Consider the following 12,503-nt stretch of genomic DNA (forward strand, 5'->3'; position numbering starts at 1 on the left):
GGCCGCCCTTGAGCGACAGTTCGGGAGCAATCGCCTGATGGGCCATACCCGTATGCAGGCCGCAATCCCCATCACTGCCACCGACCGTATTGCCGCCTGGCGGAAGCCGCTTGAGACCTATCGCGACCGGCTGACGGAGCAGACCTTCCCCGTCCAGTTCGGCGGCGCTGCCGGCACGCTCGAAAAACTCGGCCCCGAGGCATCCGCCGTGCGCGCCTCGCTGGCACAGGAACTGGGGCTGACCGACGAGCCACAATGGCAGAGCCAGCGGAGCCGCCTTGCCGATCTTGCCAATCTCTATTCACTGATCTCCGGCAGCCTCGGCAAATTCGGACAGGATATCGCGCTGCTCGCCGAAGCCGGCGGCGAGATCGAGCTTGCAGGTGGCGGAGCCTCCTCTGCCATGGCCCACAAGCAGAACCCTATTGCCGCCGAAACGCTGGTGGCGCTTGCCCGCTTCAATGCCACGCAGCTTTCGGCCATCCACCAGTCGCTTGTCCACGAACAGGAGCGCTCGGGGGCGGCCTGGACGCTCGAATGGCTGGTGCTGCCGCAGATGGTGATGGCCACCGCCGCCTCATTGCGTCTGGCGACGGAACTGACAGGCAATATCAAACGTCTAGGAACAGACTGATCGCCTTTGCGTGAAAGCGGTAAAACCGGCTATGCAGGGGCGTTGATTTCAGGAGTGATCCCTTGACCTTTCCGCTCTTCGATCTTTCCGGCCGCCGTGCTCTCGTGACAGGCTCGAGCCAAGGCATCGGCCACGCTCTGGCGCTTGGCCTTGCAGAACACGGGGCTTCCGTCATCATCAACGGCCGCAATGCCCAGAAAGCGGAGGCCGCCGCCAAGGCGATCCGTGAAAATAAGGGCCATGCCGTCAGTGCGGCCTTTGACGTCACCGACGCCGAGGCCTGCCGTTCGGCGATCGACTATATCGAAGCGGAAATCGGCCCGATCGATATCCTCGTCAACAATGCCGGCATGCAGTTTCGCACGCCACTGGAGGACTTCCCTGTCGAAAAGTGGGACGAGCTTTTCCGCACCAACGTTTCCAGTATCTTTTATGTCAGCCAGCCCGTCGCACGAGCAATGATCGGTCGCGGCCGCGGCAAGATCATCAACATCGCCTCGGTACAGGCCGAACTCGCCCGCCCAAATATCGCGCCCTATACGGCGACCAAGGGCGCCGTGCGCAATCTTACCCGTGGCATGGCGACGGACTGGGCAAAACACGGTTTGCAGGTCAATGCCATCGCGCCGGGTTATTTCAAGACGCCGCTCAACCAGGCGCTTGTCGATGATCCGAAATTTTCCGCATGGCTTGAGGCCCGTACGCCGGCCGGCCGCTGGGGGGATGTCAAAGAACTGGTGGGTGCCGCCGTCTTCCTGGCATCCGACGCATCGTCCTTCGTCAACGGTCACATGATGATGGTCGACGGTGGGATCACAGCGTCACTTTGAGGTTAATCGCCTCCGCCGTCACCACCGCCATCGCCGCCGTCAAAACTCGCTTCAAAACCGCCTTCGGCTTGGCCATGAACTGAACGCCCTGAGAAACGAAGGTGCACCCACCTGAGAGGGTTCCAGGACAAGAATGCGGCACCAGCGGAAATGATGAGGAAGACAACGACCGCAAGGCCGATGAAAATCCCTATGACTGGAGCCATGTTCACCCCAAAAGACTGCCTAACGGAGTTATCTCAACAATCTCGGCAAGAAACAAGAACCTGCCTAATTTGGAGTGCGCCTCAATCCGCGACCATATTGCCGCGCCGCATCAGCCCCATCAGGATCACTGGCAGCAACGTCGTGATGCAGATGGCGATGAAGGCCATGGCCATGCCGAGGCCGATCGAGCCCTGTTCGAACTGACGCCAGATGAAGGTCGCGATCGTCTGCATGCCGACCGGTGCGACCACGACAGAGGCAACGAGTTCACGCGAGGCGAGCGCGAAGACAAGTAGCATGGAAGAGGCAAGGCTCGGGAAGACGAGCGGCAGCAGGATGCGCCGGAAGGCGGTCACGCCGCTCGCACCACAGACGCGAGCTGCCGCTTCGAGATTATCGCCGATCTGCTGGAAGGCAGCCGTCGTGTAACGCACCGGCTGCGGCAACAGGATGCAGCAATAGGCAAGCAGCAGGATGAAGCCCGTATTATACGGCGTGAACGGCAGGCCCGGCATGTTCCAGGCGAGGATGAGGCCGACGGCGACGACGATGCCCGGCAGGGCGTTCGGCAGGATGGTCATCACATCGATCGCTGTGCGGCCTGAAATCTTGGTCTTCACGACAGTATAGGCGGCCGTCACGCCAATCAGGCCGGTGATCAGCGCCGTGCCGATGCCGAGTGAGAAACTGTTGATCAGCGCCGTCACTGCACCCGCGCTGTTGCCGAAGACCGCCACGAAATTGTCGAGGCTGATATTGTCGAGGGCAAGACCGCCGGAGATCGTGCGGGCCAGCGCGGTCGCAAGGATCGCGAGCAACGGCACGCCGGTTGCCAGGAAGGCGACGACGGCAAAGGCAATCATGACGGGCACCTTCAGCGCGCCGAGCGGCCGCTTGTCCTTTGCGGTCGGTTTGCCGCCGACCGTCTGGTAGGAGCGGCGCGCCAGAATCCAGCGCTGCAGCAGGAAGGTGACGAGCGACATGGCAACCAGCAGCAGCGACAGGATCGCTGCACCCGGCAGGTCGATCGGCCAGTCGGTGACGCGCAGGTCGATGCCGGTCACCAGCACCTGAAAACCGGCGCGGCGGCCGAGTGCTGCAGGCGTGCCATATTCCTCGATTGCGGCGGCAAAGACCAGCATCAGGCTCGCCGTCAGGCCGGGGGCCGAGAGCGGCAACGTGATCCGCCAGAAGGCGCGCGCCGGCGAGGCGCCGAAGACGCGGCCGACATCGGCATAACGCGCGCCGACGGCTTCGACCGTGCGCGACACGGCGAAATAGACAACCGGGAAGGTGTTGAAGGCCATGACCAGCGTCATGCCGAAAATCGAAAACAGGAAGGGTGCCAGATTGAAGCCGGCGAGCTGCTGCAGATAACCGCGCGGCTGCAGCGTCATGATCCATCCGAGCGTGGCGATATAGGGCGGGATCATGAAGGGGACGAGCAAAARCACGTCCCAGAGGGGCGCAAAGGGAATTCTGTAGAGGGCACGGAAAACGCCGAGCGGTACAGCGACGAGCGCCGAAGCAAACACCACGCAAGCACCCAGCAGGACGGTATTGCCACCCATGCGGATGAGCGAGCTGTCTGCAAGCGTCGCATAAAGCGAGGAGAAAGGGCTCGCAAACGAGCCCTGTCCGAGTTCGGGAAAGATGCCTTGCAAAACCACCGCAATGAAGGGAACGGCAACGACGATAACAAGACCGGCTGTTGCCAGCCAGGCGGCCGGAGCCGTACCGCCGATGCCGTTTCCTCTCATCAATCTGGACCTTACTTGGCGCCGTAGAGATCGGCGAAAGTCTTCAGCGTTTCCTTGCGCTTGCCGTAGACGGCAGCCGTGTCGTACTTCAGGAGCGTCAGGTCGCTGATCAGCGGACGGCTGGCGGCAACGTCGGTGCGCGACGGCATCAGCATTTCACCGGCAACCAGCGCCTGACCTTCGTCTGAGAGCATGTAGTCGATGAACTTCTTGGCGTCGTCCTGGTTCTTGGACGACTTCATGATCATGGCCGGACGCGGCGCGATGACCGTACCGGACTTCGGGAACACGACTTCAATGCTCTCGCCCTTCTTCTGGGCAGCGAGGGCGATATAGTCGACAGCGCCGAAGACGACGGCCTTTGCACCCTGCAGAACCGGGTTCAAAGCGTCGGCATTGGCACCGGCGATGATCGCGCCATTAGCCTGCAGACCCTTGAAGAGCTTCCAGTCGTCCTGCCCGGCAAGAGCAGCCGTCAGTTCGAAGGAGGAGCCGGACTGGGCCGGATCCGGAATGTTGACGAGGTCCTTGTATTCCGGCTTCATCAGGTCAGCCCATTCGGCCGGCTTCGGCGTGCCGCTCTTGGTATTCCAAACGATGCCGAGAGCCGAGATGCCCTGAGCAACGGCGCCTTCGGACTTCAGGAAATCCGGAACCTTGGCAGCGTTCGGGCTAGCATAGTTGACGAGCCAGCCGCGCTTGGCGAAGTCGTTGGCCGTATCCCAGGAAGCCGAGATGACGACGTCGACAACCGGGTTTGCGGCTTCGGCTTCGATACGGGCCATGACCTTGCCAGTCGTTGCCTGGAAAACATTGACCTTGACGCCGGTCTGCTTGGTGAAACCGGCCGACAGCTTGTCGATCAGGCTCTGCGGGCCAGCGGTGTAGACGGTAACGTCGGCATGGGCGACACCGGCCATCATGGCGGCGGCGACGACGCCAAGAGTGATGCTCTTCAATGACTTAAACATGTTCCAACTTCTCCTCTATGGATTGGGATATTTTCTGCTGAAACCAGCGGATCTGTGCTGAGTCGATCGCAAGGCCGATGGTCTCGCCGGCACGAAGCTTGGCGCGGCTCAGAACCTGCAATTCCAGGCCCGGCAGGCCGGAGAGCGAAACGCTCGCCAGATGCCCGTCGCCGCGGAACTGCGAGCGCAGTACGGTGGCGGCAAGGCGATTAGTAGAGGCTTCGCCGGCCGAGATGGAGGCGACGGGGATCAGTACGCGGGCGCTGCCGCCGGCAATGCCTTCAGCTTCGGTGAGCGCGATGTCGCTTCCCTTGAAATGCCAGGAGGGTCCGCGCCGCTCGATATCGGCAAGACAGCCAAGCCGCAGGAAGTCGGCAACCTCAGGCGTCGCCGGCCGCTCGATCAGGTCGTCGGGCGAGGCAAGCTGTTCGATCAGGCCTGACCGCATGACCGCAACCTCGTCGGCAAGCGTCAGCGCCTCGCTATGGTCGTGCGTCACATAGATCGCCGTCAGGCCGAGCGAGGAGATGAGCTCGGCGAGCTCACCCACCATGTTTTCGCGCAACTCGCGATCAAGATTGGAAAGTGGCTCGTCGAAAAGGATGAGCTGCGGCTCGGCGACGATGGCGCGCGCAATTGCGACGCGCTGCTGCTGGCCACCCGAAAGATCGCTCGGCCGCCGGTCGGCATAGGCCCCAAGGCCGACGCGCTCGAGCGCGCGTGTCGTCCGGGTCTGGCGCTCGGCCCTGCCGACACCGCGCATTTCAAGCGGAAAGGAGACGTTGCCGCCGACCGTGAGATGCGGCCAGAGCGCATAGTCCTGGAAGACCATGCCGAGGCCGCGCCGCTCCGGCGGAACGAAGGCGCCGGTCGCACCATCTGCAACGGTGGTCCCGGCAATCGACACGGAACCCCTGGTCGGCGCAAGCAGGCCRGCAACCAGCCTCAAAAGCGTGGTCTTGCCGCAACCCGATGGGCCAAGCAACGCCAGTGTCTTTCCCTTTTCCAGAGAAAAATCAATGCCTTTGAGAATCTGCGTCGGTCCGTAACTCAATGCCAGGCCCGCCGCGGCAACGGCAGAAGACGATCGAATTGAGGGGGCGTTCATGGGCAGACCAAATGTCGCTTTAAAAAAAGTATGGCGACATTTAGGCATCCCGAACGACAGCTTTGTGACGGATTTATTTCAATTTTATGACAATATCCTCCAGGGGATAACGTTAGCGTTTCGCGTCGGAATCCGTGACCGGAACAAGCAGTCCCTCCCGCAACCGCGCCTTGCCGCTGGCCGTCTTCGACGCAGTTTTCATGCCGTCTCGGTGCTTCAGCACCGCCAAAAGCAGGGGATTTGCATTTTCGGTCGCGCGCAACCATTTAAGATGCATGATACCGCGGGAAATGTCGCGACCTCGCATACGCCGGGACGTTTACAGAAAACGAACCATACCGGCTTGCATTCTGAGCCAAAAGCCGATTGCTTAGGAAAATCTACTTCTTCTTCGGCTAGCCGTTAGAAGAGTGCGAGGGGATATAGGCAAACCCGTGGAATTCTGCAGCTTCGCATCGGGATCGATGGTGACTACGATGACGAAGCGGGAAAGCTGGTTTGAAGGAAAATGAGTAACGATCTGTTTCAGGTGAAATTTTGGGGCGTTCGGGGAAGCATTCCCGTGTCAGGCCCGGAATTCGACCGATATGGAGGCAACACCTCCTGCATAGAAATTCGTTGCGACGAGCACCGGATGATCTTCGATGCTGGCTCGGGTCTGCGCGAGGCGGGCCTGTCGCTTCTTGCCGATGAGGTCCACGATGTCGACCTCTTCTTCAGCCACTGCCACTATGACCACATTATTGGCCTGCCCTTCTTCAAAGCGATCTACTACCCGTCGATCAACGTCAACATCTGGTCCGGCCACCTAGACGGCAAGATGAGCACGCGCGAGATGGTCGAACAGTTCATCAGCCCGCCCTGGTTCCCGGTGAAGACAGATATCTGTCAGGCAACGATGAACTTCCGCGATTTCCATGCGGGCCAGACACTGACCCCACACGCAGGCGTGGAGATGCAGACCTATATGCTGAACCATCCGGGCGGCGCGATCGGTTACCGCATTCGCTGGAAAGGCCGCGTGGTATCACTGATCTATGACATCGAGCACATTCCAGGCACGTACGATCCGGTCGTGCTTGAGATGATGAAGGACGCCGACCTCGTCGTCTACGACTGCACTTACAATGAAGACGAGATGCAGCGCTTCAAGGGCTTCGGCCACTCCACATGGCAGCACGGCACCGAACTTGCCACGATGGCCGGCGCCAAGCGCTTCGCCTTGTTTCACCATGCGCCCTCGCGCACCGATGAACAGCTCGCTGTCATGGAAAGCCAGGCGCAGGCCGTCTTTGCCGGCGCATTCGCCGCCCGCGACAATCAGGTCGTCGACATCTGATGCTGCACCAGCGCGCCTGCTGAAACCCATTCCACTGCGGGGTGGCCCGCAGTCGCCTCGAAGAGTTCGGCAAGGAACTCCCAGGCCGCCGCGTCATGCACCAGATGATGCCCGAGCACGCCGATCGGTTCGCTGCTACCCTCGAACCTGTCCTGCAACTCCGTGACCAGTGCGCCGATCAGGTCTGCCATCGGCCGCCCGCCGCGTGTGCCGTGCCAGTCCATGAGGTCGACATGGGAGTTGATGATGGCGATCGGGTTTTCTCCCTTGACGCGCCCGTAGGTCGAAAGGGATTCGAAACCGAGCGCCGGCAGCTTGGGAATGAGACCCTTGTCGATCCGGTTCCAGGGCGGAACCAGCATTGCCAGAAAGCGAGTCGGGTAGAGACCCTTGAGCTTCAGGACGCCTTCGTAGAGTTCACCGAGAATGGTTTCTTGCAGGCGTGATCCGCCGAGCTCCTGCTTCTTGTCGTCAGGGCCGGCATAATTATGATGCGCCCAGCCGTGAACCGCCACGCTGACATGCACCTCTTCCGCAAGCCGCTGAGCGAGCGGCGCGCCCGTAAACGCCGGGATAACCGCAAGCGTGACGGGGATGCCGTAGCTTTTCGTCTCGGACAGCAGTCGCTCCAGCGCCGCCGTCGGCTCGATCGCATCGTCATCCCGCAGCCAGAGCCGCGCCGCGCGGCCGGCGTCGCGCCAGCGCTCCAGCTCCCGATACAACGGTTCGCGGATGGTGCTATCGATCATGTGCTGCTCCTGCATGATTGCGTAGGATCAAATCCAGTTCTTTCGCCGCGCCGGCGAGCGAGCGCTCGCCAATGACGAAGCGGCGCGCGGCTGACGCGATGGCGTCACGGCCCGCGCGGTCATCCAGCAGTCCGGCAATGGCCTGCGCATAGGCTTTCATATCGCCATCAGGCGTCAATAGCCCGGTCACATCGGCCTCCACCACGGCAGGCACGCCTGCGGTCCTCTGCGCCACCACAGGAAGGCCCGCCGCCTGTGCTTCGAGATAGGCAAGCCCATAGGCTTCGCCGCAGCCCGGCCACACATACATGCCGCCCCCTGCCAGCAATCCGGCGACCTCTTCCGGCTCCCTTTGGCCGAGCCAGTCGATACGACCGGGCGCAAAGCCGGCAAACAGCGCCTCCACCTCTGCCCGTAGCGGACCGTCTCCTACGATGCCGAGCGTCCATGGACGCTGCTCGATCACCCGAAGTGCCGCGGCGAGCATCTTGTAGCTCTCCAGCTTGTCGCCGGCCCGCATCATGGCCACGGTCATCAAGCGTTGCGGATCGGGGACAGGCGACACCGCCTCGAAGAGCGCCGTGTCGATGAAAGGCTTTACTCCGGCGATGCGCGCCTCTGGAAAGACCTCTTCCAGTCCTTTCCGGTCGCGTTCGGTGAAGGCGATATTGACCGCCGCTTGGCGGATCGCATCACCCACCGGTTTCTGAAAGAAGGCCCAGCCCAGCCCGTCGCGCTTGCGCGAATAGGAGGCTTCGGCTGTGACATAGGGAATCATGAATTCCGCCGAGATTGCCGGGCCGAAGAGATCGGGGGACTTGTAATAGGGATGGTAGCAGAACCAGAGTTCCGGTTTCGGCTCCTCCCGCCATTTGCTCCGCAGCCGCTCGAGCTCCTCTTCGGCTTTCGCCAGCACATCTGCAGCCGCCTCCGGCGTGCCGGCATGGACACGGAACTCGGACACGACGTCGACCGAATGCCCGGCCATTTCCAGCGCTCGGATCAACAGCTGCGCCATCAGCCGGTCGCCCGAAGGCACCGGATGACCAGGCGATTTCATCGGCGCGTAGAAAGCGATCCGCATCGCGACACTCCGTTTGTGACAATGTGTTTCCAATCGGCGCTCGCGCCGTAGGGGAAAATTTCCGCTATTGTCACTATCCTTGAATGATACAGACAGGCATACCGAAGCGATCGTGATTAGACGAGACGATAATTCCGCCCTTTTTCGTCTTCTCTAGTGCATTTGCGATTTGAGCTTCAAGAACAGGAATTGATGACCACGGTTTGGGCCACAGGGATTTTTTCGAAGCGTACGATCAGGAAGGCCAGGCTCGGTTCCGGCCTTGTGATGTTCATCTTCATCATCCTGCATATGTCAAACCATGCATTGGGGCTCGTTTCGCTGACGGCGGCCGATGATGCGCGCCGGTTGTTTCTGGCGATCTGGCGCAATCCGCTAGGCACCCTGCTCTTCTACGGCTCGGTCCTCGTCCACATGACGCTGGTGCTGCGTGGGCTCTATATGCGCCGCAGCCTCGTCATGCCGAAGAACGAAATGGCACAGATCGTTCTCGGCCTTCTGATTCCGCTGCTGCTCATCGACCATGTCATCGGTACACGCATCGTCCATGCACTCTACAGCTATACCGATAATTACGAGACGATCGTTCGCACGCTCTGGATCAACTCACCGCAGAACGGCGTACGCCAGACTTTCGCACTGCTTGCGGTCTGGATCCACGGCTGTATCGGCGTACATTTCTGGCTGCGCTATCGGCCCTGGTACGAAAATTCCTCATCGCTGCTTCTGGCGATCGCCATCCTCCTGCCAGTGCTGGCGCTGCTCGGTTTCGTCGAGATGGGTCGCACGCTGTCCGATCCCTCCTACATCGCGGCCGAATCCGGACATTATGAAGAAACGATCAATACCCGCTATTACAACGATCCTGAGGCACGCGAGCAAATCGCGACGATCCGCGCCGGGCTCTATGGCAGCTTCTCCGCAGCGCTTGCCCTCGTCATTCTGGCGCGGGCACGCCGCAGGCTGAAAGAGCGGGCGAACCAGGTCGCCGTTCACTATCCCGGCGGCGAGACGGTGCGCGTACCCCGCGGCTTCACGGTGCTGGAAGCAAGTCGGCTCGGCGGCCTGCCGCATTATTCGGTCTGTGGCGGCAAGGGCCAGTGCTCCACCTGCCGTGTGCAGATACTCGGCGACTATTGGACCCTGCCGCCGCCCGACAAGCTGGAGCAAACGACGCTGAAGCGTATAAATGCCGCGCAGGACGTGCGCCTTGCCTGTCAGCTCCGCCCGGATAAGGATTTGACCGTCGCGCCGCTGCTCGTGCCACAGACGGAAGCTGCCCTTCCCGCCAACAGCCAGGAAACCAGCCCCGGCAGCGAGCGCGAGATCGCCGTACTCTTTTGCGACATGCGCCATTTCACGACGCTGACCGAAACCCGCCTGCCCTTCGACGTCGTCTTCCTGCTCAACCGCTATTTTGGGATCGTCGGCAAGGCGGTGGAACAGGCCGGCGGGCGGCTTGACAAATTCATCGGTGACGGCGCCATGGCACTCTTCGGCCTCAACACGACACCCGAGGAAGCCTGCCGACAGGCGATCTCGGCCGCAACCGCGATCATTGCCGAGGTTGAGAAGCTCGCTGCCGAACTCTCCGACGAACTGCCTTTGCCGCTGCAGATCGTCATCGGTATCCACGCCGGCCCGGCGGTCGTCGGTACCATGGGCTATGGGCGCGTGCGCAGCCTGACCGCCGTCGGCGACACGGTCAATGTCGCAAGCCGTCTGGAGACGGCGGCCAAGGAGCTCGATGCGGCGATCGTCATTTCCGAGCCGGTCGCAATGCGTGCCGGCATTGATGCGGAAACGGTAGAAAGCTTCGAAATCAACGTGCGCGGTCGGGCGCTCCCCTTGAAAGTCTATGTCGTTCCGAGAGAGAAAGCGGCTGAACCGCTGAAGGAAAGACAATAATGTCCGGCCAAGCATGGCTTACCGCCAAATATTGGAAACGCCGCATGCGAAAGGCGCGCAATGCGTTGGCCACGCGCTTCTTTGACACCCGCACCGGCCGCCGGCTGCTCATCGAAAATATCGGACTGCGCGTCACCTCCATGACCGTCGACGCCGGCGATCATCTGATGAGTTTTTCGCCCTCCGACTATATCGGCCGCAAGGTCTTCCGGAAGGGCCATTTCGAACGGCAGGCCGTCGACCGGCTGCTCGTGATCCTGCGCCAACGCGGCCTGTTGAAGAAGGACAGCATGCTGCTGGAGATCGGCGGCAATATCGGCACGCAGACCGTCTATTTCGCGCTCGCCCGGGCATTTCAGGGGATTGTCAGCGTCGAGCCAGACCCGCGCAATTTTCGCCTTCTGGAACAGAATATCCGTCAGAACAGCCTTATGGACACGGTGCGTCTCGTCAATTGCGCTGCCGGCGAAGCTGGAGGCGAGATCGACTTCTTCCTGAACAGCGCCAATCACGGCAAAAGCAGTGCGATCCGCCAAAGTGCCACCGACCAGAAGATCAGCGTGCCGGTGCAGCCGGTTACCGGCATCCTCGACGGGCTCGGCATCGACCAGGCTGCCATCGGCCTCGTCTGGATGGATATCGAGGGATACGAGCCCGTTGCCTGCCGCTCAATGCTGCCGCTGCTCTCCCGCCGCACGCCGCTCTATATGGAATTCACGCCGCTTTTCTACGGTCCGGAAGGAACGCGGGATTTCGTTGCCTGGCTCGCCGGCTTCTATGAGGATTGCCTGGTCTTCTTCGAGGATTACGAGCAGCAGATGAAGGTGCGCGACCTGCCTGGAAGCATCGACCAGTACGATGTGCTGTTCCTGCCTTAGGCGGCGGACTGCATTGCCAGCGATTGATGGCAATGCACGCCGGCAAGCACGCCCGAGGCGGACGCGAGTGTGGCGTTATGCATGGCGCTTGCCGCGTCGCCGGCGGCAAAGACACCCTTGACGGTGGTTTCCTTGTTATCGCTGGTCCGGATGAGCGGGCCTAACGGGCCGTCGTCGAAGACACAGCCGAGCCGTTCGGCAATCGGGCTCGCCATCGCCGTTTTCGGAGCGACAAACACAGCATCCAGCGGCACGACCCGGCCATCGGCAAGGCGAACGGCATCAAGTTTGGGATTGCCGCCCAATAATTCCACGACGGGGCTGCGTTCGATCCGAACGCCGCGCGCGGTCAGCCGTACGAGTTGCTCTTCATCGGGCTCGAACAGCGCTTGGGTGAAATAGGTTGTCTCCCCCCAGTCGGGGATCAGGATGGCCGAATGTGCCGAGTGCGGATGGTTTGCGAGAACGCCGAGCTTGCCGCCGCTCACCTCATAACCGTGGCAATAGGGGCAGTGCAGCACGGAACGCCCCCATCGGTCGCGCAGACCGGATATCTCGGGCAGCGTGTCGCTGATGCCGGTTGCCAGGACGATGCGCGCGGCCCTTTCTTCACCACCATCCTTGATGCCAATGACGAATTCGTCGCCATTGGCACGCGCCTGAATAACTTCCCCGTCGCGGATGGTGATGGTCGGATAAAGCGAAAGCTGCCGCTTTCCCTCCCGCATGATCGCCGCCGGCGTCTGCCCGTCCTGGCCTAGGAAGCCATGTGACGCCTGCGAAAACCGATTGCGCGGCGCGCCCGCGTCGATCAGCAGAACGCGGCGTCGCGCCCGTACAAGCTGCATGGCCGCGGACAGGCCGGCGAAATTTCCGCCGATAACGATGACCTCGAATGACATGAAACCCTCCTTTGACGACGCCTCTATCTTGCAGCAACATAAGTTACATGAAACAACGCAGTCAAGCATCATGTTACTTGTCTTGTTACGATCCGCTTGTGATAATGGCCCGTTCGATCGACGGGAATAGAAC

General features: G+C 61.2%; 12 protein-coding genes. 6 read left to right on the forward strand and 6 right to left on the reverse strand.

All coding sequences use genetic code 11. The features are described from left to right. The coding region (locus AC1D35_RS18580; protein WP_477939429.1) for a lyase family protein at window positions 1-634 on the forward strand (634 nt) is incomplete at its 5' end. A 62-nt stretch (window positions 635-696) separates the two neighbouring features. Further along, window positions 697-1,464, forward strand: a complete 768-nt coding sequence (locus AC1D35_RS18585) for an SDR family oxidoreductase (RefSeq protein WP_113296859.1) — start codon at window positions 697-699, stop codon at window positions 1,462-1,464. Between the two features lie 287 nt (window positions 1,465-1,751). On the opposite strand, the gene AC1D35_RS18590 is transcribed toward AC1D35_RS18585, so the two are convergent. The 3 genes from AC1D35_RS18590 to AC1D35_RS18600 are packed head-to-tail and all read right to left on the reverse strand — an operon-like array spanning window position 1,752 to window position 5,510. Beyond that, window positions 1,752-3,431, reverse strand: coding sequence for an ABC transporter permease (locus tag AC1D35_RS18590; protein WP_477939431.1), 1,680 nt, complete (start codon window positions 3,429-3,431; stop codon window positions 1,752-1,754). Between the two features lie 11 nt (window positions 3,432-3,442). After that, window positions 3,443-4,402 (reverse strand): ABC transporter substrate-binding protein, encoded by a 960-nt coding sequence (locus tag AC1D35_RS18595; RefSeq protein ID WP_477939434.1) that lies wholly within the window; start codon window positions 4,400-4,402, stop codon window positions 3,443-3,445. Further along, entirely contained in the window at window positions 4,395-5,510 is a 1,116-nt protein-coding gene (locus AC1D35_RS18600; protein ID WP_477939435.1) for an ABC transporter ATP-binding protein, read from the reverse strand. Before AC1D35_RS18600 ends, AC1D35_RS18595 begins: the two co-directional genes overlap by 8 nt. Here AC1D35_RS18600 and AC1D35_RS18605 point away from each other — a divergent pair. Both AC1D35_RS18605 and AC1D35_RS18610 read left to right on the forward strand, forming a co-directional pair. Beyond that, entirely contained in the window at window positions 5,509-5,916 is a 408-nt protein-coding gene (locus tag AC1D35_RS18605) for a hypothetical protein (RefSeq protein WP_477939437.1), read from the forward strand. The genes AC1D35_RS18600 and AC1D35_RS18605 overlap by 2 nt on opposite strands. Window positions 5,917-6,018: 102 nt before the next feature. Next, a complete protein-coding gene (locus AC1D35_RS18610; RefSeq protein WP_113296865.1) occupies window positions 6,019-6,849 on the forward strand; it encodes an MBL fold metallo-hydrolase in 831 nt (276 codons plus the stop codon). On the opposite strand, the gene AC1D35_RS18615 is transcribed toward AC1D35_RS18610, so the two are convergent. Together AC1D35_RS18615 and AC1D35_RS18620 are read right to left on the reverse strand one after the other, a co-directional pair. Further along, window positions 6,831-7,598: a polysaccharide deacetylase family protein gene (locus AC1D35_RS18615; RefSeq protein ID WP_113296866.1), complete on the reverse strand. Its 768-nt coding sequence runs from the start codon at window positions 7,596-7,598 to the stop codon at window positions 6,831-6,833. The genes AC1D35_RS18610 and AC1D35_RS18615 overlap by 19 nt on opposite strands. Further along, complete coding sequence (locus AC1D35_RS18620; RefSeq protein ID WP_477939440.1) at window positions 7,588-8,682, reverse strand: glycosyltransferase family 4 protein; 1,095 nt, start codon at window positions 8,680-8,682, stop codon at window positions 7,588-7,590. The genes AC1D35_RS18615 and AC1D35_RS18620 overlap by 11 nt, the downstream gene beginning before the upstream one ends. A 192-nt stretch (window positions 8,683-8,874) precedes the next feature. Here AC1D35_RS18620 and AC1D35_RS18625 point away from each other — a divergent pair, with 192 nt between their 5' ends. After that, window positions 8,875-10,590, forward strand: coding sequence for an adenylate/guanylate cyclase domain-containing protein (locus tag AC1D35_RS18625; protein ID WP_477939442.1), 1,716 nt, complete (start codon window positions 8,875-8,877; stop codon window positions 10,588-10,590). Next, on the forward strand, window positions 10,590-11,468 hold the full coding sequence (locus AC1D35_RS18630; RefSeq protein ID WP_477939444.1) for an FkbM family methyltransferase: 879 nt from the start codon (window positions 10,590-10,592) through the stop codon (window positions 11,466-11,468). The genes AC1D35_RS18625 and AC1D35_RS18630 overlap by 1 nt, the downstream gene beginning before the upstream one ends. Here the strand turns inward: AC1D35_RS18630 and AC1D35_RS18635 are convergent. Then, window positions 11,465-12,370 carry an NAD(P)/FAD-dependent oxidoreductase gene (locus AC1D35_RS18635; protein ID WP_477939446.1) on the reverse strand — a complete coding sequence of 302 codons (906 nt, stop codon included), beginning with the start codon at window positions 12,368-12,370 and terminating at the stop codon, window positions 11,465-11,467. The genes AC1D35_RS18630 and AC1D35_RS18635 overlap by 4 nt on opposite strands. Between the last annotated feature and the right edge of the window lie 133 nt (window positions 12,371-12,503).

The sequence above is a fragment of the Rhizobium sp. P1_E6 genome (assembly GCF_056405875.1).